This is a genomic window from Aureimonas jatrophae, from assembly GCF_900104035.1.
GTDB lineage: Bacteria > Pseudomonadota > Alphaproteobacteria > Rhizobiales > Rhizobiaceae > Aureimonas > Aureimonas jatrophae.
Genome location: NZ_FNIT01000014.1, coordinates 55,014 through 79,458 on the forward strand (window position 1 = coordinate 55,014; position 24,445 = coordinate 79,458).

Consider the following 24,445-nt stretch of genomic DNA (forward strand, 5'->3'; position numbering starts at 1 on the left):
CCGCTTTGGACCGATCCGAATGCCTCATGCATTCGATGGTGAAGCCTACGCCCTCACGAGGCAGAAACCCGACGAACTCCGCCTCCGATCCAGGTCCCCCCGACTTCGCCGTTGCCATCCAACCAGACAAAATCAGCGCGACGATCTGTTTCGATACGGCCGCGCGCACGGTCTTGCAGGAACTGGGCGGGATAGGTTGATGCCATGCGCAGCGACTCTTCAAAGGGAACGCCGACGACGTCGGTCAGGTAGCGCACGGCGCCGATCATCGTGAGGTCCGAACCTGCGAGCGTTCCGTCGTCGAGCGTCAGCTTCCCGTCGCGACGCGTCGCCCGACGCCCGTTAAGCCAGAACACGTCGTCAGCCACGCCGACCGTCGGCATCGCGTCCGTGATCGCCAGGACACGACCGACGCCGCGCTTGGCACGCAGGGCAGCCCCGATGGCGGACGGATGGACGTGGTGCCCGTCGGCGATGATCCCGCACCAAACGTCGTCCCGATCCAGGACCGCCCCAACGAGCCCGGGCTCGCGATGCGCGAGCTGGCTCATCGCGTTGAACAGATGGGTGCCGCAACGGGCACCGGCCTCGAAGGCGGACGTCGCCTTCGCGAAGTCCGCGTCGCTGTGACCAAGCGAGACCAGGATGCCCGCTGCGACGAGCCGGGCGATCCGCTCGTTCGAGACGCTCTCAGGCGCGACCGTCAAGAGCAGTGGTCGAACGGTCGTCGCCACGAGGCGGTCGACGTCCGCGTCCGTCATCGCCCGGATCAGGGCGGGATCGTGGGCGCCCTTGCGGGCGACCGAGATGAAGGGACCCTCCACGTGGATGCCGACGCAACCAGGTACAGCCGCTTCCATTGCGGCGCCGACCGCCTCGATCGCGGCAAAGGTGACCTCGGGACGATCGGTGATCACGGTCGGCAGGAGGGCCGTCGAGCCGAAGTGTCGGTGGGCCTCGCAGATCGCACGAACGCCCTCGACGGTCGGAGTTTCGTTCAGAAGGACACCGCCACCGCCGTTGACTTGGATGTCGACGAAGCCGGGGACGAGCAGGCCGCCGTCCAGCTCGACGCGGCGTAGGTCACCGGGAAGATCGGCGACGGGACGGACCGTCTCGACGAGACCGTTCCCGACGACGACGGCCACCTCGTCGCGGGTCGCCTTTCCGTCGAACACCGCAGCCCCGACCAGGGCGAAGCGATCCATCAGACCGTCTCCGTCACCTTCCGCAGACCACGCGGGTTGTCGGGATCATGCCCCCGGGCCCGTGAGAGTGACTCGGCGAAGCGGTAGAAGGACAGGATCATTGACAGGGGTTCGGTCAGGGGATGGCCTGTCTCGGCATGCGGCAACCTCGTCCCGACCGGGCTCTCGCCGATCGCGAAAAGACGGGCGCCTGCCCCGTCGAGCCGGCGGCAGAGGTCCTGCATGCCGGGCCGGGAGGCGTCGTCCACAAGGAAGGTGAAGGCCGGGAAGCCCTCCCCGACCAGGGAGACCGGCCCGTGGACGATCTCGGCGCCCGAGAAGCACTCAGCATGAAGGATCGAGGTCTCCTTCATCTTCAGCGCCGCCTCGGAGGCGATCGCGAAGCCCGGACCTCGTCCGGTCGTGTAGAGCGAGGTAGCGGTCCGGCAGGGCCCGATGGCTGCGGACCAGTCCATGTCGAGGGCCTCTGCCAGTCGATCGGGCAACGCCTCGATCGCCGCCAGGAGAGCTGCGTCCTCGCGCCAATGGGCCAGAAGCGCGACCGCCGCGACGGCCGATGCGACGAAGCTCTTGGTTGCCGCGACGCTCAGCTCCGGTCCGACCCGCAGCGGAATCTCGAGATCGGCCGCCTTGGACAGGGGCGAGTCCGACACGTTCACCAGGGCGAACGTCCGGGCGCCCCCCGCCCGGGCCGCCTCAAGAAGGGCGACGATATCGGGGCTGCGACCCGACTGCGAGATCGCGACGGCCGCAACACCCGCAAGCCGTAGAGGCGTGCCGTAGACCGATGCGAGCGAAGGACCGAGCGAGGCGACGGGCAGCCCGATCGTGATCTCGGTCGCGTACTTGAAGAAGGTCGCGGCGTGGTCGGACGAGCCGCGTGCGATCGTCGCGAGACTCCGAGGGTCGAGATCGCGGAGGAGCCTTCCGGCTTCCCGCAACTGCTCGCCGGACTGCGCCAGCAACCTCGCGATGGCCTCCGGCGTCTCCTCGACCTCGCGCTGCATGAAGGTCGGCGTCTGCATGGGAATTCCTTCGTTCGTCGACCTGGGAAAGGCACCGCCCACGCGTCGGGCATGTTCGATGGGTGCGTCCTCAGAGCAGACGCTGACCGGATGCCGGGTCGAACAGCATGACCTTGTCTGCGGGAAAATGGACGCGGACCATCTGTCCCTGCGACACCGCCCCGGCCGGGCGCCGGACGATCGAAGTCTGGCTCCCGATCTTGAGGGTTACGATATCATCGGGACCCGTCGGCTCGACGAGATCGACCACTGCGGTCGGACCTGCCGAGGACGACGCGGAGACGTCGACGTTCTCGGGACGGGCGCCGACGAGAAGCTCGCGTCCCTGAAGTGCTCGTAGCACATCGGAGTTCGGGAGATGGATCGCGTCAGACAAAGCGTCGCCGTCACCGTTCGCGATGCGGAAGCCGTATCCGCTTGTCAGCGGCTCGATGCGCCCCTTCAGAAGCGTCATGGCCGGGGATCCGATGAAGCGGGCGACAAAGAGGTTGACCGGCTCGTGGTAGATCTCGGCGGGCGTGCCAGCCTGCTGGACGACACCCTTGCTCATGATCACGATCTTGGTCGCGAGGGTCATCGCCTCGATCTGATCGTGGGTCACGTAGACCATCGTACGCCGGATCGTCTGGTGCAGCCGCTTGATCTCGGCCCGCAGGTCCGTGCGAAGTGCCGCGTCCAGGTTCGACAGGGGTTCGTCGAACAGGAAAAGCTTGGGGTCGCGCACGAGCGCCCGACCGATCGCCACGCGCTGGCGCTGACCGCCCGAGAGTTCGCGGGGGTAGCGGGCGAGCAATGGCTCGATCTGGAGGAGCCGGGCGACCTCGTCGACCTGGCGGCGGGCCTCGACCTTGTTCGTGCCCCGCATCTTGAGCGGGAAGCCGATGTTGTCCGCCACCGTCATGGTCGGATAGAGCGCATAGGACTGGAACACCATCGCTACGTCGCGGTCGCGGGCGGCGAGCTGCGTCACATCGTTGTCGCCGATCAGGATGCGCCCGGAGTCGATCGGATGCAGGCCGGCAATGGCATGGAGCAGCGTGGACTTCCCACACCCCGAAGGTCCGAGCAGGACGACGAACGCGCCCTCATCGACATCGATGGAAACGTCCTGAAGGACCGGCATCTCGCCGTAGGACTTGCGGGCGGACTGGATCGAGAGCTTGGCCATGATGGGTTCCGTCAACCTTTGACGCTGCCGAGGGTCAAGCCGCGGACGATCTGGCCTTGGACAAGGAGCCCGAGAACGATCATCGGCAGCATGATGAGGCTGCCGGCAGCAGTCAGCGCCCCCCATTGGATGCCTTGGAACGTGAGGAAAGACGTGATGCTGACAGGCAGCGTCTGGGTGCTGCGTCCAGACAGGACGAGGGCGATGAAGAACTCGTTCCAGGTGAACAGGACGCACAGGATCATCGTGGCGACGATGCCGCCCTTGGCCGCCGGAAGAAACACGCGGGCGAACACCGTGAACTCACGGGCCCCGTCAACTCGGGCAGCATCCCGCAGCTCCTTCGGGACGTCGGCGAAGAAGGTCAGGAGCAGTGAGATCGCGAAGGGTACGTTGATGAAGGCGTAGACAGCGATCAGAAGCCAATGCGTGTTGAGCGCGCCGATCCGGGTGGCGAGGAAGTAGACCGGGATCACGAAGAGAAGCGCCGGCGCGATGCGAAGCGTCAGGATAAACTTCTCCTGGGAACGTCGGTACGGCGCGTCCTGTGATGCGAGGCCGTAGGCTGCCACCGCGCCGATAGCCACAGCGATGGCGCTGGAAACGATCGAGACCACGAAGCTGTTGGCGAAGGCCGTCAGGAAGCCCCGATTGGCGAGGATCTTTCGGTAGTTGTCCATGGTCGGTTCGAAGAACCAGACGGGCGGGATCGCGAAGGCGTCGCGGTTCGTCTTGAACGAAGTAACGACCACCCAGTAGAGCGGGAACAAGACGGCCGCCATCAGGAGGGCGAGTGCGACGTAGAAGAGGATGCGCTTCAGCATCAGCGCTCTCCGGACTTGGGAAAGAGGACGCCATACATCGTGAGGAGCGCGACGTTGGTGAACACCGTCAGCACCAAGGCGATGGTCAGGGCGTAGGAGATGTCGAAGTTCGTGAAGGCGGCGACGTAGCCGTAGTAGTTCAGCGTCTCCGTCGAGAGCGCCGGTCCGCCGCGGGTCATGATGTAGAAGAGGTCGAAGGCCTTGATCGAGTCGATCGCCCGGATCAGCGCGACGACCGCGAGCACCCTGCGCAGCATCGGCAGGAGGATGTACCAGGTCACCTGCCACTCCCGGGCACCGTCGACGCGCGCCGCGTCCATCGGGTCGGTGGGAGCGGATTCGAGGCCAGCCATGACCAGGAGGACCACAAAGGGCGTCCACTGCCAGACGTCGGCGATGAGGACCGAGAAAAGGGCGACGTCGGTGCTGCCGAGCCAGTCGACCGGCCCCAGCCCCAAAAGCGACAGCGAGTAGTTCGCCATGCCCGTCGCGGGATCGAAGATAAACCGCCACGTCAGGCCGACCACGACCGGGGTCATGATGATCGGAACGAGCAAGAGAGCCCGGACGAGGCGTTTGAATGCGAAGTTGCGATCCAGGAAGAGAACGATCGCCAAGCCGAGTGCAACCTCAATGCCGGTGGCCAGCATCATGAAAAAGACGGTTCGGACCAAGGCTGATATGGCACGCGGATCGTTCCACAGTCGGACGTAGTTGGCCGTGCCCACGAAGGCGTCCTGCCCCGCTCGCAACAGCGAGACGTCGCGGAGCGTCAGCCAGACAACGTAAGCGGTCAGGATCACGGACACGACGCCGAGAGCGGCGACGATCGGCCGGTGGAAGTATCGGGTCGGATCGGCGAGTGTCGTCAAGGGAGGCACCTTGCGTTGACGAGGGAAACCGGGACGAAGCTGTCCCGGTCCCCGTCGATCCGGGATCAGCGGGCGAGCGCGGCGTTGTTGGCCGTATCGGCTTCCTTGAGGGCATCGGACGCGCTCTCGGCGCCGGCAAGGGCCTTCGAGACCGCGATGCCGGTGTTGTTGATCACCTCGTTGGCCTTATCGATCGTCGGGAGGTACTGCGGGTTGCCCTGGTCGATCGCGGCGAGCATCGCGTCCTTGAAGGCTCCGTAGCGCTTGCCGAAGGACTCGCCGTTGAGCGCGGCCAGCGACGTGACGCCGGAGTTCGGATCAGTCTCAAGCGACTTGAGCTGCTGCTCCTTCGCGGTCGCCCAGGCCGCGAAGACGGCGGCGGCTTCCTGGTTCTGCGAGTCGGCGTTGACGAAGAGGCTATGGACTGCGAGCGAGGAGGAGCCGCCCTTCGGCGACGACGACTTCATCGGTACGGGAACGTATCCAACCTTGCCAGCGACGGTCGACACGGCGGGATCCTCGTTGAATGCGCCGTTCACGGTGGCGTCGAGCGTCATCGCGGCCTTGCCCTGCTGGAACAGGAGGCGGTTCTCCTCCCAGCCGAAGTTGGCGACGCCCACCGGACCGTAGTCGCGCAGGACCTTGGTGAAGGCTTCGAGCGCCGCGGTCCCCTCGGGCGTCGCGAGCGCGGACTTGCCCGAAGCGTCGAGGAACGAGCCGCCGAAACCCCAAAGGTAGGCTGCCCAGACATAGACGCCCTGGATGCCCTGCTGGCCGCGCATGGTGATGCCGGCGATCTGCTTGTTTGTCTTTTCGGAGACCGTCTTGGCCGCGGTCTCGATGTCCTCGAAGCTCTTGGGCTCGGACAGTCCGTATTCCTGGAAGAGGTCCTTCCGATACATCAGGAAGGTGCTCTCGCCATACACGGGAAGCCCGTACGTCTTCCCATCGACGACATTGGTGTTGAAGTAGCCGGGAACGAAGTCGGCCTTGTCGAAATACTGCGGATATTTTGCCAGCGTCTCGTCCATGGGGACGATGTATTTCGAAGCGACGAATCCCGGAACGTAGATGATGTTGTTCTGGACGACGTCATAGCGGCCAGAACGCGAGGAGAACTCGAGAAGGGTCTTCGCCGTGATGTCCTGCTCAGGCACCACCTCGAGAGCGACGTCGATGCCCGTGGCCTCCTTGAACTCCGGTAGCATCTTGCCGATGGCGTCGGTGGTCGGATGGCCTTCCATCAGCACCGAGAGCTGCACGCCGTCGAACGGCTTGTCCTGCGCCACGGACGCCCGCGGGAACGCCGCAAGGATGCCGACCGCCGCGGTGGCCGCCAAAAGGTTACGCCTGCTGATCATGCTTCAACTCCTCTTGAAAGTGGCACTGCCACCCGTGGCTGGACTGCGCTTACGAGAGACGGACGACCTCATCCGTCTCGGCCGACCGGATCATGGCCAACGTCAATTCGAGCGAGGCTATGGCCTCCTCTCCCGTCGCGACCGGGGAATTGCCGCCATCGAGCCAGTCGATGACCCCCTCGAGCTCGCGCTTCAGGTCTCCCTCGACCCTGCCGCCGACGATCGGCCAGTGCTGGGTATCGATCTCCTGGGAGCGTTCGTTGTCGGCGAAGTAGAGGCCGCTGTCGCCGCACTGGATCTCGAAAGATCCTTCCGTGCCAATGAACTCAAGACGGGCGTCGATCATGTGCCGCGCGCCCGAAGGCAGTGACCAGGCGCTCTCGAAGTTCACCACCGTTCCGTCGGAGAAGCGGACGATGGCGGCGATCGTGTCCTGCGTCCCGATGGGTCCGAGAAGGCGGTCTGTCTCCTGAGCGTAGACGGTGACGGGCTTCTGACCCTCGAGCATCCAGAGGGCCAGGTCCACGTCGTGCACGGTGACGTGCAGGGCGAGCGGAAGCTTGCCGGCGTAGCGCTTCGGCCCCTCCGTCCGGGCGCTGTTACGGCGGGCGTAGAGGTGGATTGGCGCGCCCGTGCGCCCCGTCGCGATCAGCTCCTTGGCATGGGCGTAGCGGGGATCGAAGCGCAGGAGGTAGCCGATGCCGAGCTTCGTGCCGGCCTTGCGGCAGGCGTCGACGATCTGTCTCGCCTCGTCCAGCGAGGACGCGATGGGCTTCTCGATGAAAAGGTTCACGCCCTTCTCAGCCGCGGCGAGTGCGGGTGCGAGGTGAAGGTTGTCAGGCGTGCAGATGCTGATCAGGTCGAGCCGTTCGTTCGCGAGAAGCTCGTCATGCGACGCGTAAACCTTCGCTCCGCCAAGCTTATCGGCGACGCCGGTCGCCAGGGCCGTGTTCGGATCGACGATGGCAGCAAGCTCGCAGCCTCTCAGTCGGGCGAAGATCGAGGCGTGCATCGAGCCCATGAAGCCTGCGCCGATGACGGCGATGCGTTTGGTGTCGCTCATTCTGCGGCTTGTCCTTGGAACGTCCGGGAGGGGTTGCGCAGCGCCTCGTCGATGAAGCGCCGCGTGATCATGTCGGGCCGGGTGATCGCGCTGCCGACCACGACGAAGCGGGCACCGAGCTCGAAGGCGCGACGTGCTTCCTCGCCCGTCCAGATCCGTCCTTCGGCTGCGAAGGGCACACCCGCGACGGCAAGCTCGTGCATCAACTCGAAGTCAGGTCCCGGGAGCTTGCGTGAGTGCGGCGTGTAGCCCGACATCGTCGTGCTCACGATGTCCGCCCCCACCCTCATGGCTGCCACGCCCTCGGCCGCGGTGCTGATGTCGGCCATGGAAAGGCGACCGGCCTGTCGCACCGTCTCGCAGAGAGTGGCGACCGTATCGGGACGAACGCGGTCAGTGGCGTCAAAGGCAACGATGTCGGCCCCAGCCTCGATGACCGCTTCGACGTCGGCAACGGTCGGCGTGATGTAGACGTCGGTTCCGGGCCGATCGACCTTCAGGAGGCCGATCAGCGGGAGGTCAGTTGCGGCACGAACCGCACGGATGTTGGCGATGCCTTGGATACGCAGTCCGGAAGCGCCGCCGATCACGGCGGAACGGGCCAGTGCCTCGATATGTATCGGTGCGTCGAGCGGGAGACCGGGCTCCGCCTGGCAGGACACGACGAGCGTGTTCGTGAGTTCGGTGAATTGTGTCGGGGTCACGAGGAGCCTTGGTGCGCTTGTGCGGATCAACTCCGCCGATGCTAAGCACAGCTAAGGCTAAAGGGAGAATTCCGTCAACATTTTTTCTGCGAAGAAAATTTCCTTCATATCGACGTCACGGCAAGCGCGGCAACTCCGATGAGACCTGCATCGGGTCCCGCCTCCGCCCTGACGACTTCGCGCTGGAAGGTCGGCGGAAGGTCGTTGACGGCTTCAAGCACCAGCTCAAGGAAGCCCGGCGCAAGACCCACTCCGCCACCGAGCGCGACGCGTTCGACGTCGCAAACCGCGGACAAGTCCCCGAGCGAGCTGGCGACACGACGGGCTGCAGTCCGGATGACCGTCTTAGCGTTCTCGTTTCCGCCAGCCGCGATGGCGAAGAGTTCCGGAGCGCCCATCGGTTTTCCGAGTGCGTCGCTGCCCAGGCGTGCCAGCGCCGTCCCGGAAGCCATCGTCTCCAAGCAGCCCCGCCGCCCGCAACCACAGTGCGGGCCATTGGGGTCGGCAACGACGTGCCCAAGATGACCGGCGAGCCCGCGCCGTCCGACGAGGAGTTGTCCGTTCACCACGATGCCGGCCCCGATACCCGTGGAGACGGTCATGAACGTGAAGTTGGCACAACCGCGACCGGCACCGTAGCGATACTCGCCCCAGGCCGCGGCTTGGGCGTCGTTGAGGAGGAGCGGAACGGTTCCGATGGCCTCGGCGAGCGTCTCCACAAGCGGGAAGCCGTTCTCGATCGGCAGGGTGGTCGGGTTGAGCGCCGTGAGCCGGCCTTCGTCCACCATTCCCGTCGTGGCAACCGCCACCGGACCGTCTCCGGGCATGCGGCGGAGGGCGTCGGCGATCGATGCGACGAGATCCAGTCCCCGCCCGGTGCGCGGCGTCGCGAACTGGTGTCGGTCCGAGACGCTCGTTCCCTCGACGGTGGCGAGCGCGATCTTGGTGCCACCTATGTCGACGGCCCGGACGGGCAGGCTAGAAACTTCGGTCACTGACGACTTCCGCGGTTCTCTCGGCCGTGGCGAGGCAATGAGGGTCTTGGCGACCCATTTCCCCGATCAGGGCATCGACGATGAGCAGTTGGCTGATCTTCGACGGGAAGGCCCCGCCGGTGAGCGGCGTCTCGGGCCAGGACGCCACAAGGGTCAGGTCGCACGCCGCGACCAGCGGGCTCTTCGCCCGATTGGTGATGCCGATCACGAAGGCGCCGCTAGACCGCGCGACCTCGGCGACGCGTACCGCGTCGATCGTCGATCCCGAACTGGACACGACGACCTGCACTGTATCCGCGGGCGCCGTGCCGGCCGCCATGATGGCGAGCGAGGCATCGCAGTGTGACCGGCAGACGCGACCGACGCGCGACATCTTGTAGGCCAGGTACTGGGCCGTGATCGCGGAGGCGGCGACCCCGAAGCTCTCGACTAGGCTCGCCCGCAGGAGGCGTTCTGCCGCAGTTGCGACGTCGGCCCGCACGATCAACTGCTCGGTCTCGCGCAGGGCCACAACCGCGGTCTCGACAAGGCGTTGGATGTCGTCGGTCGGCTCCCCGGCACCTGCTGCCCGGTTATCGGTCGCCAGTTCCTTGGCGAGCGCGAGCTTGAAGTCCTGGAAGCCGGAAAAGCCTTGGTCGCGACAGAAGCGCATGACGCTGGCTTCGGAAGAGTTGGAGGTCTCCGCCAGCTCCGTGATGCTTTGGTAGAGGGTCGTCTCCGGTTGGGCGAGCACAGCGTCCGCCACGCGTGCGAGGGCGGGTGTCATGTCGCTCGAGAGCGACCTCAGCTTCGCGAGAAGGGCCTGCGACATACCATGCGTCTCCAATGGTCGTTGAAGCGACCCTATACGTGCTCCGCGAGCCATGGAGGAGGACCGGCGAAGACGAGATCGGCAAGGCGGGCCCCTTCCTCGTCCGTTTCGAGATGCCCCTGCCGGCGAAGGTGCGATGCGGATCGATAGCCGGTGAAGAGCGAAGCGAAGAAAGGCAACGTGATCGTCAGCGACGGGGCGCCGGACAATGATCCGTTCCGGACCCGGGCTTTTTCCCCTGCGATCTCAAGGGCGATCGCGGAATTGTCCCCGGCTTCGTCCGCAATGTGCAGGTTCAGGACCGCTTCGCGCACGAGGTAGCCACGCGCTTCCAGCGCTGCCTTCGGGTCGAGGATCCGGGCAAGCCAGTCCTCCTGGTGCGCAAGCCGCCACCCCTTGTCGGGCATGGCGGCCACCAGGTCGTCGTGTGGCCCGCCGTGCCATCTCACGAGGGGATAGACGGAACGAAAGCGTCCGAGGAACGCCAGGAGGGCTGCGGCCTCCCGGCCGGTGCTGGCGCACCAGTCGCGTACCGTCAGCAGACCTGGATCCGAGGCATCGAGGATCACGTAGGCGGAGAGTGGCCCCTCCCCTATGACAAATGCGGATAGGCCGTCGCGCGGCTCCCGGATGATCTCATGCCAGTGCGCCTGCGTTCGATCGAGCAGGCCGGCCTCGCTGATCGTCTTGGCATCGTACGCCTCGCGTAATCTCGGATCATCGAGCGCGACGGATGCGAACGCCAGATCGGTCCGCAGCGGCAGTGCCTGTGTTTCCGCCTCGTAGACGATCTCACTTCCGGCCAGCTCGAAGCCGCATTTGCGATAGACCGGACGCGCGGAGGCGAACAGCGTCACCATCGCTGCACCGTTCTCCCGGGCGACATTGGCCAAGCCGTTCACCAACGGCCTGGCAAGACCTCCTCCGCGGGCTTCCGGCGCGATGGCGACATGGGCAATGTTGGCGGCCCGCACCCAACCGCCGCCAAACCGATGGCGTGTCGGGAGGAGAGCGGCACAGGCCGATACTTCCTTTCCGGAGCGGAGAACAAGGAAGCTGTCGGTCCCGATATGGTCGAGATACTCGCGGGTGCGCGCCTCTGTCATGCCGAAGGCCATGCGCATCAGCCATCCGATCCGCTCCGCGTCGGTGGTCGTCGCTCGCTCCATCACACGCCTCATGTAGATTATTTTCATATTATTGTTATCGGAGAAAATTTCCTCCATCAAGCGGACGTTGCAACTGATCACCGTGTCTTTGCTTGGCGGAAGCCGTGGCCCGCGTTCATGGACTCGATCTTCGAAGCCAACACGATCGACGTCACGCCTAGGATGGACGCCTCAATCCTCATTCACACGCTGGCGTTCGGCACCCTATTTTGCTGGATCGACCAACAATCGCCGATGTCCGCTCCGGCCAATCCTTGTCCGTAAGCGGACCGGAAGCTTTCCACCCTCGGCGGACGCCTCAGATCGCGGTGTACGCATTGACCGCCGTTTGGAGACGCTGCGTGAATACATCCGCGAGGATGGCCCGTTCATCCGTCCGTTCGAGACGCCACCAGCGGGTCGAGCGGACAGGCTCCTCTGCGACGAGGACCACGCGGATCGGCACGCCGGGATCGACATTGCCGTGGTAGAAGGCATCGCGTCGTGCCAGTGCCGACCGCCTACGGCTGAGCTGCCATTCGGCCCTGTCCACGAAGGCAAGGAAGCTTGGGAAGTACAGGAAGCCCGCCCCGTTGAAGTCCAGCTCCGGGCACGGGTCGAACTCGAACGCCGCGATTTCAGTGCTGACAGCCGAGAGGTTGATCCCGAAATGGTGCGGGCGCCGCCGCGCGCGGAGCGTGGCTGCCAGTGAGGCTAGGTCCGAGGGCAAAGGATCGACCGGAACCAAGTCGTCGAGGGCGACCCGCGCGACGGAGTGGTTGCCTCGGCCCGTCCGCCTAATGAACGTGGAGACCATTTTGACGAGGCCTGCGGCCACACCGTCGATGCGCAGTTCGTGACGGCTCTCGACCTGGGTGCGGGACACCCGGCGCATGGTCGAGCGGATGGCGAGGGCGCCGTTCTCGACGCCGAGATCGAGTCGCGCATCCGTGAGCCGAACCGCACAGAAGGCGGCATAGACTTGCCGGCCTTCATCGTCTCGGAAGTCCGGTCCGTTCATGCCGGCCTGCCCGGCCAGCATCATCCAGTGGCGGTGGCCGAGTTCCTTAAGGAGCCAGTTCTCTGAAATCCCACAGCCGGACAGGTGAGGCATGCCGAGACGGATGGCGTCCTCGCGGTCCCGCGGGGTCACTGCGAGGCGGACCGGAGTTCCGGCGAGACGAAGCGGAGATATGACGTTCATCGGCATCAGCCCACGGCAGCAAGGCGCGCCGGGCTCCGCGCAACGCTGAGAGCTTCTTCGATGCGCTCCGCGAGGTGGGCGGCGTCCCGGCCGACGCTGGAAAAGCGTCCCGAGCCCCAGGTGTGGAGCCACGGCAGGCCGAGGAAGTAAAGGCCCGGCACCTCGGTCACGCCCCGCTTGTGGAGCGGATGCCCCTGGCTCGTGAAGACCGGGGCCTGGAGCCATCCGAAGTCCGGTCGGAAGCCGATGCACCAGACGATCGCCGCGATGCCCTCGGCAGCAAGGTCGAGCCTGAGCGGCTCCGCGTCGGGCTTCCAGACGGGCTCGTAGGCGCTGGGCGGCGGTGCCTCGATGCCCATTTCGTCGATGAAGCGATCGATCGAGGCGTTGATGCCGTTGTAGACGCGGTCGGCCTCGTCGAGGCTTTTGCCGAGCGTCGGCAGGAAGCGCAGCGTTCCCTGCTCGTAACCGTCGAGTTGGCCGTAGAGGCGCATGCCCTCCGTCGCGAAGCGGCGGAGATCGATGTCGCGCCCCCCGTCCCGGCCGGTCACGTAGTGGTTCGTGTTGTCGCGCACGCCCTCGCGCAGCGGGTGCATGTCCACAGGCATGTCGTAGTAGTTCATGTCGGCGAGCCAGGTGACGACGTCTCGGCCGCGGTAGAAGCGGGCACAGCGCGGCGCGTTGCCGACGGCGAGGTGCACCTGTCGTCCCGCGAGGTGCAGGTCCTCCGCGATCTGGGCACCGGACTGTCCGGAGCCGACGACGAGCACGGGCCCCGGCGGGAGTTGCGCCGCGTTGCGGTACTCCTCGGAATGAATCTGCGCGATCGACGCCGGCAGGTCTCCGGCATAGGAGGGCATGATCGGCACGGTATAGCCGCCCGACGCCCCCACGACCTGATCCGCGCGGAGCGTGCCCGCCGAGGTCTCCACCGTGAAGCCGCCCAGGGGATGGGGGAAGACGTGCGTCACCGCGGTCCCCTCGAGAAGCGGCGGGTCGACCTTTTCGCGGAAGGCCGCGAGGTAGGCGAGGATTTCGGGCTTGCGCATGAAGCCGTCGGGGTCCGGCCCCTCATAGGGATGGCCCGGCAGGTCGCATTGCCAGTTGGGCGTGACGAGGCAAAAATTGTCCCAGCGCCGATCGGCCCAGACATGCATCGCCGTCGATTTCTCGAGAACGAGGTGCTCGATGCCGCGCGTTTTGAGGTGCGCGCTGAGGGACAAGCCCGCCTGTCCGCCGCCAACGACGGCAACGGGCACGAAGGTCGGAAGCGGTGCGGACATGGCTCACTCCTGGAACGAGAGGACGCCGACTTGCGGGTCGGGCGTGTCTTCAAATTGGCGGCATCCGGCGTCGATCCGCCCGATTTGCGCGAGGGCGCGCGAGCACGGGAACCCGTACTTGGCGAGGACGCGGTCGCTCGCGATCGATAGCGCCGCGCGACTGCGATCGCGGAACTCGGCAAGGGGATAGGATCGCCCAGGTTCGAGATGATCCTTGATCACCAAGGATGGCGAATAGCAGTCCTCGGTGCCGCCGTCGGGCCAGCGAATGGTGAAGCGCATCTCAGGCATGGACGGTTTCGCGGAGGCGTTCGTAGACGGAAAGGTGCCGGGCGGCGACGTCCGTCCAGTCGTGAAGGCCGAGCACCGCTTCGGTGCGGGCCGCGAGCCGGGCCCGGACCGGTGCATGCAGCGCGAGCACCATGGCGTCGGCGATCGTCAAGGGACGTTTCGGGTCGCACCAGAGGACGTCGTCGGCTCCGAAGTGTTCTGTGAAGGGTTGCAGCGCCGAGACGACGGCGGGCGTGCCGCAGGCGATGGCTTCCAGCGCCACCAATCCGAACCCCTCAATCAGCGAGGGAAAGACGAGCGCGTCGGCGGCGCGGTAGAGCGCCGGCATGTCGTCCTGCCCGACCGGCCCGCTGAGGACGACGCGCGCGCCTGCGGCGCCGAGCTGGCCGAGGGCGGCGTCGAACTGTGCGCGGTAGGCGCCGTGATCAAGGAGCGAGGCCCCTCCGGCGACGACCAGCCAGGCATCGGGATGAACGTGCAGGACGTTGGCGAAAGCCTCGACGATCGCGACCGTATTCTTGCGCGCCTCGACGCCTCCGACCGCTAGGAAGACGGGTCCCGGCCCGATGCCGAGGCGCTTCCGCAGCGCGGCCTCGCGCCCATCCCCGTCGGGGCGGAAGATCGAACGGTCGACGCCATTGCCGACCAGCGTCGCGGAGATCCCGTGCTCGTGCCGCAGCTTGTCCTGCCACAGATGGCTGACGGTGAGATGCGCGTCGGCCGCCAGAAGCGCCCGTCCCTGGAGCGCGTCGACATCGGCGTCGCCGAAGCTGTCGAGGTGATGGACCGTGTAGGCGAAGGCCGAGATCATGCCGCGGTCGCGCAGCGTTGCGAGCGCGTTCGCCGAGATGCCGTCGCCGGCATGGAAGACATCGAACCGCCGCCGCGTCGGATCCTCGAAATGACGGACGTAGTCGGCGATCCGCCCTTTGACGAAAGGTGCGAAGCCTCGCTCCGCCGGCACGGTCGCCACGCCGCGCGTCTCGCACCAGGCCGCTCGGTAGAAGCTCGCTCCGGGGCCGGCAGGGGCGTGGACGACCGCCTCCTGACCGAGGCGGTTCAGCGCCTCTCCCACCGCGAGCGCATGCGCGACGCCGCCGCGCGGGTTGGTGGAGTGGGTGAGGAGCGCGACCCTCATGCCGCCTTCTCCAGGGTACGCGGCAGCAGGAGCGGCGAGCGGGCAAGGTCGCGGACGACCTCCACACGGTCGCCTCGCGCGATCGACACGGCGGTGCCCTCGGCAACGCTGCCAATCTCGGCCGCGGCGATGCCACGGCCCTGGAAGAGGCCGAGAACCATGTCGAGGTGTTCGGGTCGGACGGCGAGGAGGTAGCCGAAGCTCGGGAAGGTCGTGAGCCATCTCTCCAGGGGCACGCCGTCCGGCCGCGGCACGGCGTCCACCTCGATCGAGATCGCCACCCCGGAGCACTCCGCGAACATCGCAGCCGTTCCGACGACGCCGCCCTGGCTGATGTCCTTGGCGGCCCGGGCGAGGCCCTCCTCGGCGATCCGCGGCAGGAGCGCGATGTCGCCGCGCAGCCGCTCGCCCGGTGCGTCGGTAGCGGCCTCCCAGTTCGAGAAGGGCTCGCGGTAGCGGCCGCGCAGATCGATCGCGGCGAGGAGCCGGTCGCCTGGCTTAGCGTCGAAGCTCGTCAGCAGTCGCTTGGCGCGTCCGAGGATCGCGACCGAGAGCTGGCCGCGGTCGGTCTTCAGATTCGTGTGGCCGCCGACGATCGGCACGCCAAAGCGTTCCGAGGCGGCCCTCATGCCCGCGAGTACCTCTGCGGCGTGTTCGCTTCCTTCCGCCCAGAGGGCATCGACCACCGCCACCGGGTGCCCGCCCATGGCCGCGACGTCGGACACGTTGACCATCACGCCGCACCAGCCGGCGAACCAGGGATCGCGCGCCACGAACTCGTTCATGAAGCCTTCGATGGCGAGGAGCTGCCAGCCCTCGCCGTCCGGGATGGCCGCACAGTCGTCGCCGACCGGGACGGTGCCCGAGCCTGACAGCCCGAGACCGATCGTGGCATCCGCGATGTCCGCCTTCGCCGCGATGCCGGGACTGCGCCGCAGCGCATCGGCGAGCGCTCCGAGGTCGAGGTCGCCGCTCATGCCGCCGACCTCAGCGCCAGGAAGCCCGTCTGCGGCGCGTGGAAGGGCGGATAGTGGGCGAGATCGGCCTCCATGCGGTGGTGGAGGCGGCCATGGAGCTCGACCTCACCGACAGTCTCCCAATGGAGGCGGCGGAACAGGAGGACGTTCTGGCTCTGCACGTGCGCCAGGAAGCGCGTGCAGCCGCGCGCATGGGCCGAGGAGACCGCCAGGCGGATCAGGGCGGAACCGAGCGCACCGACGCGGCGATGCTCCTCGCAGACGGCGAGGCGCGAACCCCACCAGAGGCCCGGCGCATCCTCGTGGATGCGCACCGTGCCAACCACGGCGTCGGCATAGACGCCCCAGAGGGCCAGCGCGACGATCGGTATCGCCACCTCGTCGATCGCGTCGCGGTCGTCCTCGCCGAACAGGCCCTGCTCGCGGCAGAAGACGCGGCGGCGCAGGGCGGCGGCGCCCGCCTTCTCCCATGGGTCGACGGCATGCTTGATCTGGAAGCTCGGCGCGGTGAAGTGCTTGACAGGCTCGAACATCACGCGGCGCACCCTTGGGCAGCGCCTTGGCCCCGCTCGAAGGTCGAAAGCGCCGAACAAGCGCCGCACTTCGCGCAGCCCGCCTTGACGTCGACCGACTTCAGACCGCCATCCACCAGCATCCGGGCGAGCGGGCGCAGGATGGAATTCATAAAGGCCGGCTCGGGCGTCGGGTGGCTCTCGAGCGGCGTGCCCGAGATCGGCACGAAGGGCACCACGAACGGATAGACACCGATCCCGACGAGACGCTCGCAGACCCCGAGGATCTCCTCGCGCGTGTCGCCGAGCCCGGCGAGGATGTAGGTCGAGACCTGGCCCCGGCCGAAGACGGGCACGGCCGCCTCAAAGGCCGAGAAGTAGCGCTCCACCGACACCTGCGCCTTGCCCGGCATGATGCGTCGACGCACGGGTTCGGTGACGGCCTCGAGATGCATGCCGAGCGCATCGGCTCCGCAGTCGCGCATTCGGGCGAACCAGGCGTCCTCGTCCGGCGGCTCGCACTGGACCTGGATCGGCAGGTCCACCGCCGCCTTCACGCCGGCCGCGCTCTCGCACAGGATCGCCGCGCCCCGATCACGCCCCGGCGGCGTGCCCGTGGTCATGACCATATGCTTCACGCCGTCGAGCTCTACCGCCGCCCTGGCGACTTCGCCGAGCTGGGCCGGGGTCTTGCGCTCGATCGTGCGGCCGGCGGCCAACGATTGCCCGATCGCGCAGAACTGGCACGTCTTGGTGCGGCTCTGGTAACGGATGCAGGTCTGGAGGACCGTGGTGGCCAGGACATCGCGCCCGTGCAGCACCGCGATCTTTGAATAGGGAATGCCGTCCGCCGTCTCGAGGTCGTAGAACTTCGGGCGCAGCGGAAACGAGATATTGCCGATGGCGAGGCCGTCGCGCAGCACGCGCGAGCGGCCGAAGGCGTCGGGCTTCTCGACGAGATAGGGGCTCTCGAAGGCCGGCGCGGTGTGGACGGGAACCATCACGGTCATCCCATCGATGGTCATCGCCTTGTGATCGGAAGGACCCGCCCCGCCCCGGCGCGAATCCGCGCCGGCTTTCGGATCAACGAGGCGCGCGCCGAAGGACTGCAACTCGTTGATCAGTTCCGCGGTCTCCATCGCGGTCGGCAGCATCGGCTTCATCGCGTTCGTCTCCGAAGGACAGGTCGGCGGGATCGGCCAGACTGCGCATCGGCGCCTGGCGGCGGTTGTCGAGTTGGAGCGAGAGGAGCTCGGGGCGGGCGTAATGGCCGACCGAGTCCATCATCCGCTTGCGCTTGAGGACGAGGCCCATGTCGAGATCGGCGACGAGGATGCCCTCGCCCTCGGTCAGCGGCGGCACGACATGTGCGCCTTCGGGCGAGACGATCGCGGTCATGCACCCGCCGCGCAGGCCGCGTTGCAGCTTCTCGTCGGGCTGGATCGATGCGATCTGCTCCTCAGTCAGCCAGCCCGTGGCATTGACGACGAAAGAGCCGGACTCCAGTGCGTGATGGCGGATCGTCACCTCGATCTGGTCGGCGAAGATCGGGCCGACCAGGGAGCCGGGGAACTGTGCCACGTGGATCTCCTCGTGCTGCGCCATGAGGGCGTAGCGGGCGAGCGGGTTGTAGTGCTCCCAGCAGGCGAGCGCTCCGACCCGGCCCACCGCGGTGTCGACCACGGTCAGGCCCGAGCCGTCGCCCTGCCCCCAAATCATCCGCTCGTGGAAGGTCGGTGTGATCTTGCGGCGCCGGAGCTTGAGCGAGCCGTCGGCGTCGAAGAGGAGCTGGGTGTTGTAGAGCGTCCCGTGGTCCCGCTCGTTGACGCCGAGCGCGACCACGACGCCGTGCCGGCGAGCCGCCGCAGAAACGGCCTCGGTTGCCGGGCTCGGCACCGCGACCGCGTTCTCGTACAGGCGCAGGTGCTCGGCCCCGGTCGCCATCGGCGGGAAGCAGAAGGAGAAGTAGGGGTACCAGGGCACGAAGGTTTCGGGGAACACCACGAGCTTGGCCCCTTTCCCCGCAGCCTCGGTGATGGCGTTCACGACGCGCTCCACCGTGCCCTCTCGCGAGGAGAGGTCTGGCGCGATCTGCACCGCCGCCACCCTGACGATCCGCTTTTCGGCCATGGCCGTCTCCTTCCGCTTGCGTCCCGTCAGACGGTCCAGGTGTGGACCATGAAGGCGTCCTTACGGTGCAGGAGGATGAGGTCCAGCACATCGGTCGGCGCGATCGGGCGGATGCCGGGGATCAGCGAGGGCTCGCCGTGGCCGTAGAGGGCCTGAAGCGCGAAGCGGCAGGCGTAGACCTTGCCGCCTTCCTCCATGAACTTCACGAGCTGGTTGTTCATGTTTTGGTGGCCGGGGAAGGCCTCGTCACCAATCTTCGGGAAGCCGCGCTGGATGCCGAGCGTAACGCCGGGGCCGTAAAGCAGGACGCTCGTCTCGAAGCCCTTGCGTAGCAGGCGCGTGGCCTGGAGCAGGTTGACGAAGCCGATCGAGCCCTCGAAGGCGACCGTGTGGAAGGTGACGAGGGCACGCTCGCCCGAATCGGCCTTCACGTCCTCGAAGACCTTCTCCTCGTAGTCGACGAAGTAGTCGCCCTTCTTGTGGGCCTCTTTCTCAACGGTCGGCATGGCTATCCCTCTCGTGGCTGCTGGTGGGAGTTCGCGTTGCAACAAGGGGACATTCGGAGCCCCAAGCATATCCGGTCAAGTAACGTTATATATTACAGTCAATTTTGCATCCAATATTCTCAGGATGTCTGGAGTTTTTGAGTGTTCACGCGCCAGTCGACTGACTTTTTAGGCAGAAACCTGCACTAAATATCGTCGCTTCTGACCAGAAAGAACATCAGGAATCCCGCTCTTGTGAAAGGCTTGATGATGCAGTCAATATGTGGTCATTCCAGTCGGCTGATCTGTTAGGGAATGCCGACGACATGGACGATTGGGAGCCGGACCTCTCGCGCAGCGACAAGCCACGCTACATGGCCCTCGCCGACGCGATCGCAGCGGACATCCTGGACGGCCTCCTGCATCCTGGCACCCGCCTTCCGCCCCAGCGCCGTCTCGCCTACCGGCTCCGGATCGATTTCACGACTGTAGCCAGAGGCTACGTGGAGGCGCAGAAGCGCGGGCTCCTCGTCAGTCATGTCGGACGCGGCAGCTTCGTCGCTGCGGGGGCGCTCGAACGGCTGCGGCGGGAACGGCCGGCGCCGAGTTCCTTTGCCCGGCCGACGGCTGCCTCTCGTATCGATTTCACCATGAACCTGCCGCCGGAGCCGGAGGACACGGACCTTCTCGCGCGCATGGAGGCTGGCTTCTCTGCCGTCGCGGGCAGCATGAAGACCCTTCTTCGATACCAGGGGTTCGGCGGGGCGCCCGGGGACAAAGACGCCGCCTCGAACTGGCTCGGCCGCCGCGCCCTCGTCCCCTCTCAGGATCGGCTGTTCGTCACCCCCGGGGCCCATGCCGCTCTGCTCGGCATCCTCCGCCTCCTGTGCTCGCCCGGAGATGTCGTCCTGTGTGAGGCCATTACGTATCCGGGGATCCGCGCCATCGCGGCGCAGAAGGACTTGCGGCTGGTCGGTCTGGCGATGGACCGGGACGGAATCCTTCCCGACGCGTTTCGCGCCGCTTGCCGGACGCTCGAACCGAAGGCGCTCTACCTCAATCCCACGCTCCACAACCCTACCACCCTGACGGTCCCCGCAGCGCGGCGGGCCGCAATCGCCAAGGTGGCACGGGATTTCGGGGTGCCGATCATCGAGGATGATGCTTATGGGTTCGTCCCGAACCACGGAGAGCCGCCGTTCGCCGCGGTCGCTCCCGACCTCACGTGGCATATCGCAGGTCTTGCGAAATGCATCGGGGCAGGGCTACGCGTTGCCTACGTCGTCGCACCCGACGCAAGGTCCGCTTGGCCGTTCGTCGCCGCGATGTCGGCGGCCAATGTCATGGCATCGCCGGTGACGGCCGCCATCGCGACGCGATGGATCGAGGACGGCACCGCCGACGCGATCCTGTCCTTCATCCGCTCGGAGGCGAGAACTCGTCAACGAATGGCGCGGGAGATCCTGAACGAGGGATCGTTTCAAGGTGATCCGCTCGCGTTCAACGTTTGGATGCCCCTTCCCAGAGGTTGGACGCGGTCCTCTTTCGCAGGGCAGATGCGCGGCACCGGCGTCGGGGTCGTTGCCAGCGACGCGTTCGTCGTGGATGGCGTGGCGCCGCCCGAAACGGTCCGTCTGTGCTTGGGCGGCCCGATCAGGCAAGAGGATCTGCGAAAGGTCCTGACGTTTGTCGCCCACTCGTTGGCAGAAACGCCGGAGCGTGCCCCGAGCTTCTGGTGAGGCGTCGGCGCAGACGTGAGTCAGGCCAGACTGGAAGGATGTAATCGGAAGTCTGTACTTCGACCCGACCGAGGGTCATCTCTCGATCATTCGGAAGCCCCACGTCGTGCACCTCACTGACGTCCTCCCGCAAAAGACGTCATCGCAGCCCTTTTTCGTCCCGCACCAGAAGCGGATGGGGTTGGCGGCCGAGATAATGCCGGCCGCTGGGTCCTCGCTCCATCGCTTGTTCCAGCGCACCGACGTCGTCGGATCGCAAGAACACCTCTCGTTGCAAGCCTGGAACAAGTTCGCGCAGCCGCTGACGGATTCTCCGCCGAAGCTTTCGCGGCGCGAACGAAGTGGCGGTTCAGAATGTTTCAACGTGGCCGTAATGGCTGCGGACCATCAGTTCTGACACGGCCTCAGACGGCGGGATCGTCCGCGATCGTAAACCGTACGGTTGACAGGCAGGGTCTGATTTTGTGGAACCGCAACCGGACCGTCCGAAAACAACTCAAGCGCGCCGATCGAACGAACAGCCAATCGGCTATCTATCGAGTGCGGACCGTCCCCATCGGTGAACGAGCTCGGTCGCAAGGGTCTGAAGGTCCGCAGCGACGATGTCAGGGAACGGCACACCTTCGGCACGCAGCGCCGCGTTCCCGGATCGTTCGACCAATCCTGTAACGCACCCGGCCGCTTGAGCGCCGACGGTGTCCCAAACATGGCAGGCGACGAGGCAGAGATCGGCCGGCAACACGCCCTCGCCCTCCGCCACCATCCGGTAGGTCTCTGGCGCCGGCTTGAACCTGCGGACCTGATCGACGCTGTAGGTCCGGTCGAAGAACGAGGCGAGGCCGGCCCGCTCGAGCGGGCTCGGGGCCGCGGGCGGAGGCGAGTTCGTCAGGGTGACAAGCCGGAACCCACTCTGCTTTAGCATGGCCAGGGCGGGTGCGGCGTCCGGATGCGCCGGCATGGTGCGAAGGAGGGTGCCCAACTCCTCGACGTCGCTCCTCTGAACGGAGACCCGCCGCACGTCACCGACCATCCGCAGGACTCCCGCGGTCAGTTCGTCGAAGCGGACGTACAATCCGGAGAGCGTCAGCGCCTCCGACTGGAGGATGAGTTCGGCGAACCACTGCCGCATGACCGAGGCGTCGGAGAAGAGCCGTGCGAACAGCGGCTCCAGTACAGTGATGTCGAGCAGCGTCTCGTTGACGTCGAAGACGATAACGGATGGCGTTTGCGGCATGCCCAGCGACCCTGTTCGTGTCTGCCCATAACGAACTAGGTCGAGTGTGGGATGAACGAACCCCCAAATTCGACCGTGTGTGCGCGCCCTGCCCCACCCGCTCCGGATCTCGCTTCTCGGCCACTCGACAAGCGATGTTCTGCGCAGGAGCCAGCCCTCGGGGCCCTTCAGCCGGCCCCGACGTTGCCGCCCTCGCCCTGACCCTGTCCTGCCAGCCGTCCGGCAAGGCCGCGCATCGCACTGCGGATATGGTCGCACAGAAGACGCACCCGCTTTGTCTGCCGCGTGTCGGCATGGGTCAGAAGCCATATGTCGCCGACGTGGCTGATCGGACCTGCCGGGACGCGGACAAGATCCGGATCGGCATCGCCGAGGAAGCACGGCAGATGCGTGATCCCCATGCCCGCACGCGCCGCTTCGAACTGCGAACGCATCTCGGCAAAACGGATCGGCGTCGATGCCATCCGCAGCCCTCCCCCGGGTTGCCAAGTCGTGGGCACGGTCTCATCGGCTCCGAGCAGCCACGCGGCAGCGGATGCAGATGCACCGTCCGCCAACAGGCTGCGATGGACGTAGTAGCCTGTATGGAAGGCGCCGAGCCGCGTGCCGTAGAGGTTGTCGGGCGGAGACTTGCCGCCAACGACGACGCGCAGGGCGACGTCCGCCTCCCGGTTGCCGAGGTTTGCGACTGCACCTGAGCCGATGATCTCCAGCGCGATCTCGGGATAGGCTGCGCGGAATGCAGCCAGCGTCGGCATCAGCAAGTCGGTCGCAAACGAGATCGGCAGCGTCAGTCGCAGAGGGCCGGACACGCTCTGGTCCCGCCCGAAGATCCGGGCCTCCAACTGCGACGACGCCGTCGACATCTGCCGGGCCAGATCGACGACATCGGCACCCGCATCCGTCAGCCTGTATCCGGTCGACGGCTTGTCGAAGAGCTTGGTCTCGAGCCGGTCCTCCAGACGGCCGATGCCGCGGATGATGGTGGCGTGGTTGACGTCGAGCGCATCGGCGGCCGCCCGCACGGTGCCGCCCTCGGCGACGGCCAGGAACATGCGAAGCTCGTCCCAATGATCCATGGTGCGTTTTCTCACGAGACAGGTGCGTTTTGCGCCAGTTCTACTTCGATCCGGTTTCCGCCACACCGCGCCAGCGAGTGTCCGAGGTGCAGTATCGCACGGCGCTCGGCACTGGGACAAACAGACGGGGAAAGCCTATGGGCAAGCTCGACCGCAAGATCGCCATCGTGACGGGAGGCTCCAGTGGCATCGGCCTCGCGATCGCCGAACGGTTCATCGCGGAAGGGGCAACCGTCTACATCACCGGACGCCGACAGGCCGAACTCGAGGCGGCGGGCACGCAGCTCGGCGAGAAGGCGAAGGTCGTTCAGGGCGACGTCGCGGACCTTAATAGCCTCGACCGCTTGTTCGAGACGGTCCGGCAGGCGGAGGGACGGCTCGACGTCCTGGTCGCCAACGCCGGGGTGATCGCATCCAGCCCGATCGAGACCGCCTCGGAAGAGCACTTCGACCGCATGTTCGATATCAACGTGAAGGGCACGTACTTCACGTTGCAGAAGGCGCTGCCGCTCATGCGGGATGGCGGCTCGATCATTCTCGTGTCGTCCTGCCTTTCCGCCAAGGGCATGGCCGGCCACAGCGTCTACAACGCCACAAAGGCAGCGGTCCGGTCGCTCGTGCGTACCGCCGCGGCCGAACTCGTGGCACGGGGCATACGGGTGAACACGCTGAGCCCCGGCCCTGTCGACACGCCCATCATCGAGGGGCAGGTCGGATCATTGGAAGCGGCCGCCGAGTTCCGCAGGCAGGCGGCCTCGCATGTCCCGCTCGGCCGCATCGGTCGCCCGGAGGAACTCGCTGCCGCGGCGCTGTTCCTGGCCTCCGACGAAAGCAGCTTCTCGACGGGAACGGATCTCGTCGTCGACGGCGGCATGACGCAGCTATGAGGGGGAACGTCATGAAGAACCTCGAAGGCAAGACCGCCGTCGTGACCGGCGCCTCCAAGGGGATCGGTGCTGCAATCGCCAAAGAGCTGGCAGCGCGGGGCGCCCGCGTGGTCGTGAACTACGCTTCCAGCCGCCAAGGTGCCGACGACGTCGTGGCCGAGATCACGGCCGGTGGCGGCGAGGCGATCGCCGTGCGGGCCAGCGTTGCGAATGGCGAGGATGTAAAGCGCCTGTTCGCACGGGCGATAGCCGCCTACGGCTCGCTCGACATTCTTGTAAACAACGCGGCCGTCTACGGCCCGACGCC

Annotated in this window: 25 protein-coding genes; 3 read left to right on the top strand and 22 right to left on the bottom strand. The window is 66.3% G+C overall.

The window, feature by feature from the left end:
* Nucleotides 1-53 precede the first annotated feature (53 nt).
* The 20 genes from nagA to BLQ76_RS19925 all read right to left on the bottom strand — a co-directional run bounded on the left by nagA (nt 54) and on the right by BLQ76_RS19925 (nt 19,220).
* On the bottom strand, nt 54-1,208 hold the full coding sequence (gene nagA / locus BLQ76_RS19830; RefSeq protein WP_342028268.1) for an N-acetylglucosamine-6-phosphate deacetylase: 1,155 nt from the start codon (nt 1,206-1,208) through the stop codon (nt 54-56).
* Nucleotides 1,208-2,233, bottom strand: coding sequence for an SIS domain-containing protein (locus tag BLQ76_RS19835; RefSeq protein ID WP_090676847.1), 1,026 nt, complete (start codon nt 2,231-2,233; stop codon nt 1,208-1,210). The genes nagA and BLQ76_RS19835 overlap by 1 nt, the downstream gene beginning before the upstream one ends.
* Before the next feature lie 70 nt (nt 2,234-2,303).
* On the bottom strand, nt 2,304-3,401 hold the full coding sequence (locus BLQ76_RS19840; RefSeq protein WP_090676848.1) for an ABC transporter ATP-binding protein: 1,098 nt from the start codon (nt 3,399-3,401) through the stop codon (nt 2,304-2,306).
* A gap of 11 nt (nt 3,402-3,412) precedes the next feature.
* Nucleotides 3,413-4,225, bottom strand: coding sequence for a carbohydrate ABC transporter permease (locus BLQ76_RS19845; protein ID WP_090676850.1), 813 nt, complete (start codon nt 4,223-4,225; stop codon nt 3,413-3,415).
* Nucleotides 4,225-5,097, bottom strand: coding sequence for a carbohydrate ABC transporter permease (locus tag BLQ76_RS19850; protein WP_210285984.1), 873 nt, complete (start codon nt 5,095-5,097; stop codon nt 4,225-4,227). The genes BLQ76_RS19845 and BLQ76_RS19850 overlap by 1 nt, the downstream gene beginning before the upstream one ends.
* Before the next feature lie 65 nt (nt 5,098-5,162).
* Complete coding sequence (locus BLQ76_RS19855; protein WP_090676854.1) at nt 5,163-6,458, bottom strand: ABC transporter substrate-binding protein; 1,296 nt, start codon at nt 6,456-6,458, stop codon at nt 5,163-5,165.
* Nucleotides 6,459-6,507: 49 nt separating this feature from the next.
* A complete protein-coding gene (locus tag BLQ76_RS19860; protein ID WP_090676855.1) occupies nt 6,508-7,521 on the bottom strand; it encodes a Gfo/Idh/MocA family protein in 1,014 nt (337 codons plus the stop codon).
* Complete coding sequence (locus BLQ76_RS19865) at nt 7,518-8,225, bottom strand: N-acetylmannosamine-6-phosphate 2-epimerase (RefSeq protein WP_090676857.1); 708 nt, start codon at nt 8,223-8,225, stop codon at nt 7,518-7,520. The genes BLQ76_RS19860 and BLQ76_RS19865 overlap by 4 nt, the downstream gene beginning before the upstream one ends.
* A 104-nt stretch (nt 8,226-8,329) precedes the next feature.
* Nucleotides 8,330-9,220, bottom strand: a complete 891-nt coding sequence (locus BLQ76_RS19870) for an N-acetylmannosamine kinase (RefSeq protein WP_090676859.1) — start codon at nt 9,218-9,220, stop codon at nt 8,330-8,332.
* Nucleotides 9,204-10,031 (bottom strand): MurR/RpiR family transcriptional regulator, encoded by an 828-nt coding sequence (locus BLQ76_RS19875; protein WP_090676861.1) that lies wholly within the window; start codon nt 10,029-10,031, stop codon nt 9,204-9,206. The genes BLQ76_RS19870 and BLQ76_RS19875 overlap by 17 nt, the downstream gene beginning before the upstream one ends.
* Nucleotides 10,032-10,063: 32 nt before the next feature.
* Nucleotides 10,064-11,257: a GNAT family N-acetyltransferase gene (locus BLQ76_RS19880; protein ID WP_244519746.1), complete on the bottom strand. Its 1,194-nt coding sequence runs from the start codon at nt 11,255-11,257 to the stop codon at nt 10,064-10,066.
* Between the two features lie 241 nt (nt 11,258-11,498).
* Nucleotides 11,499-12,293, bottom strand: coding sequence for a Pnap_2097 family protein (locus tag BLQ76_RS19885; protein WP_244519747.1), 795 nt, complete (start codon nt 12,291-12,293; stop codon nt 11,499-11,501).
* 95 nt (nt 12,294-12,388) lie between these two features.
* Nucleotides 12,389-13,666 carry an MSMEG_0569 family flavin-dependent oxidoreductase gene (locus tag BLQ76_RS19890; RefSeq protein ID WP_090676865.1) on the bottom strand — a complete coding sequence of 426 codons (1,278 nt, stop codon included), beginning with the start codon at nt 13,664-13,666 and terminating at the stop codon, nt 12,389-12,391.
* A gap of 3 nt (nt 13,667-13,669) precedes the next feature.
* Entirely contained in the window at nt 13,670-13,957 is a 288-nt protein-coding gene (locus BLQ76_RS19895; protein ID WP_090676867.1) for an MSMEG_0570 family nitrogen starvation response protein, read from the bottom strand.
* The gene (locus BLQ76_RS19900; protein WP_090676869.1) at nt 13,950-15,095 is read right to left on the bottom strand and encodes an MSMEG_0565 family glycosyltransferase; all 1,146 of its coding nucleotides are present in this window, start codon (nt 15,093-15,095) and stop codon (nt 13,950-13,952) included. Before BLQ76_RS19900 ends, BLQ76_RS19895 begins: the two co-directional genes overlap by 8 nt.
* Entirely contained in the window at nt 15,092-16,072 is a 981-nt protein-coding gene (locus BLQ76_RS19905) for a sll0787 family AIR synthase-like protein (protein ID WP_090676870.1), read from the bottom strand. The genes BLQ76_RS19900 and BLQ76_RS19905 overlap by 4 nt, the downstream gene beginning before the upstream one ends.
* Nucleotides 16,069-16,605, bottom strand: a complete 537-nt coding sequence (locus BLQ76_RS19910; RefSeq protein WP_090676892.1) for an MSMEG_0567/Sll0786 family nitrogen starvation N-acetyltransferase — start codon at nt 16,603-16,605, stop codon at nt 16,069-16,071. The genes BLQ76_RS19905 and BLQ76_RS19910 overlap by 4 nt, the downstream gene beginning before the upstream one ends.
* A complete protein-coding gene (locus BLQ76_RS19915; RefSeq protein ID WP_170842687.1) occupies nt 16,605-17,723 on the bottom strand; it encodes an MSMEG_0568 family radical SAM protein in 1,119 nt (372 codons plus the stop codon). The genes BLQ76_RS19910 and BLQ76_RS19915 overlap by 1 nt, the downstream gene beginning before the upstream one ends.
* Nucleotides 17,668-18,714: a Nit6803 family nitrilase gene (locus BLQ76_RS19920; RefSeq protein WP_090676873.1), complete on the bottom strand. Its 1,047-nt coding sequence runs from the start codon at nt 18,712-18,714 to the stop codon at nt 17,668-17,670. The genes BLQ76_RS19915 and BLQ76_RS19920 overlap by 56 nt, the downstream gene beginning before the upstream one ends.
* A 26-nt stretch (nt 18,715-18,740) precedes the next feature.
* The gene (locus BLQ76_RS19925; RefSeq protein WP_090676876.1) at nt 18,741-19,220 is read right to left on the bottom strand and encodes an MSMEG_0572/Sll0783 family nitrogen starvation response protein; all 480 of its coding nucleotides are present in this window, start codon (nt 19,218-19,220) and stop codon (nt 18,741-18,743) included.
* Nucleotides 19,221-19,525: 305 nt separating this feature from the next.
* On the opposite strand from BLQ76_RS19925, the gene BLQ76_RS19930 reads away from it, so the two are divergent.
* Entirely contained in the window at nt 19,526-20,938 is a 1,413-nt protein-coding gene (locus BLQ76_RS19930) for an aminotransferase-like domain-containing protein (protein WP_090676877.1), read from the top strand.
* Between the two features lie 529 nt (nt 20,939-21,467).
* Here the strand turns inward: BLQ76_RS19930 and BLQ76_RS19940 are convergent.
* Both BLQ76_RS19940 and BLQ76_RS19945 read right to left on the bottom strand, forming a co-directional pair.
* Entirely contained in the window at nt 21,468-22,172 is a 705-nt protein-coding gene (locus tag BLQ76_RS19940; protein ID WP_090676880.1) for a haloacid dehalogenase type II, read from the bottom strand.
* A 167-nt stretch (nt 22,173-22,339) separates the two neighbouring features.
* Complete coding sequence (locus BLQ76_RS19945) at nt 22,340-23,251, bottom strand: LysR family transcriptional regulator (protein ID WP_090676881.1); 912 nt, start codon at nt 23,249-23,251, stop codon at nt 22,340-22,342.
* Nucleotides 23,252-23,388: 137 nt separating this feature from the next.
* On the opposite strand from BLQ76_RS19945, the gene BLQ76_RS19950 reads away from it, so the two are divergent.
* Nucleotides 23,389-24,138 (top strand): SDR family NAD(P)-dependent oxidoreductase, encoded by a 750-nt coding sequence (locus BLQ76_RS19950; RefSeq protein WP_090676610.1) that lies wholly within the window; start codon nt 23,389-23,391, stop codon nt 24,136-24,138.
* Nucleotides 24,139-24,149: 11 nt separating this feature from the next.
* Nucleotides 24,150-24,445: SDR family NAD(P)-dependent oxidoreductase (locus BLQ76_RS19955; RefSeq protein ID WP_139184070.1), on the top strand; the 296-nt coding region annotated here is incomplete at its 3' end.

Excerpts from the sequence above, each read along its gene's own strand:
- BLQ76_RS19900 (WP_090676869.1), bottom strand. The coding sequence starts at position 15,095 with ATGAGGGTCGCGCTCCTCACCCACTCCACCAACCCGCGCGGCGGCGTC.
- BLQ76_RS19895 (WP_090676867.1), bottom strand. The coding sequence starts at position 13,957 with ATGCCTGAGATGCGCTTCACCATTCGCTGGCCCGACGGCGGCACCGAG.
- BLQ76_RS19910 (WP_090676892.1), bottom strand. The coding sequence starts at position 16,605 with ATGTTCGAGCCTGTCAAGCACTTCACCGCGCCGAGCTTCCAGATCAAG.
- BLQ76_RS19890 (WP_090676865.1), bottom strand. The coding sequence starts at position 13,666 with ATGTCCGCACCGCTTCCGACCTTCGTGCCCGTTGCCGTCGTTGGCGGC.
- BLQ76_RS19925 (WP_090676876.1), bottom strand. The coding sequence starts at position 19,220 with ATGCCGACCGTTGAGAAAGAGGCCCACAAGAAGGGCGACTACTTCGTC.
- BLQ76_RS19880 (WP_244519746.1), bottom strand. The coding sequence starts at position 11,257 with ATGGAGGAAATTTTCTCCGATAACAATAATATGAAAATAATCTACATG.
- BLQ76_RS19835 (WP_090676847.1), bottom strand. The coding sequence starts at position 2,233 with ATGCAGACGCCGACCTTCATGCAGCGCGAGGTCGAGGAGACGCCGGAG.
- BLQ76_RS19920 (WP_090676873.1), bottom strand. The coding sequence starts at position 18,714 with ATGGCCGAAAAGCGGATCGTCAGGGTGGCGGCGGTGCAGATCGCGCCA.
- BLQ76_RS19940 (WP_090676880.1), bottom strand. The coding sequence starts at position 22,172 with ATGCCGCAAACGCCATCCGTTATCGTCTTCGACGTCAACGAGACGCTG.
- BLQ76_RS19885 (WP_244519747.1), bottom strand. The coding sequence starts at position 12,293 with ATGCCTCACCTGTCCGGCTGTGGGATTTCAGAGAACTGGCTCCTTAAG.
- BLQ76_RS19855 (WP_090676854.1), bottom strand. The coding sequence starts at position 6,458 with ATGATCAGCAGGCGTAACCTTTTGGCGGCCACCGCGGCGGTCGGCATC.
- BLQ76_RS19915 (WP_170842687.1), bottom strand. The coding sequence starts at position 17,723 with ATGGAGACCGCGGAACTGATCAACGAGTTGCAGTCCTTCGGCGCGCGC.
- BLQ76_RS19860 (WP_090676855.1), bottom strand. The coding sequence starts at position 7,521 with ATGAGCGACACCAAACGCATCGCCGTCATCGGCGCAGGCTTCATGGGC.
- BLQ76_RS19875 (WP_090676861.1), bottom strand. The coding sequence starts at position 10,031 with ATGTCGCAGGCCCTTCTCGCGAAGCTGAGGTCGCTCTCGAGCGACATG.
- BLQ76_RS19905 (WP_090676870.1), bottom strand. The coding sequence starts at position 16,072 with ATGAGCGGCGACCTCGACCTCGGAGCGCTCGCCGATGCGCTGCGGCGC.
- BLQ76_RS19930 (WP_090676877.1), top strand. The coding sequence starts at position 19,526 with ATGGACGATTGGGAGCCGGACCTCTCGCGCAGCGACAAGCCACGCTAC.
- BLQ76_RS19845 (WP_090676850.1), bottom strand. The coding sequence starts at position 4,225 with ATGCTGAAGCGCATCCTCTTCTACGTCGCACTCGCCCTCCTGATGGCG.
- BLQ76_RS19950 (WP_090676610.1), top strand. The coding sequence starts at position 23,389 with ATGGGCAAGCTCGACCGCAAGATCGCCATCGTGACGGGAGGCTCCAGT.
- BLQ76_RS19840 (WP_090676848.1), bottom strand. The coding sequence starts at position 3,401 with ATGGCCAAGCTCTCGATCCAGTCCGCCCGCAAGTCCTACGGCGAGATG.
- nagA (WP_342028268.1), bottom strand. The coding sequence starts at position 1,208 with ATGGATCGCTTCGCCCTGGTCGGGGCTGCGGTGTTCGACGGAAAGGCG.
- BLQ76_RS19945 (WP_090676881.1), bottom strand. The coding sequence starts at position 23,251 with ATGGATCATTGGGACGAGCTTCGCATGTTCCTGGCCGTCGCCGAGGGC.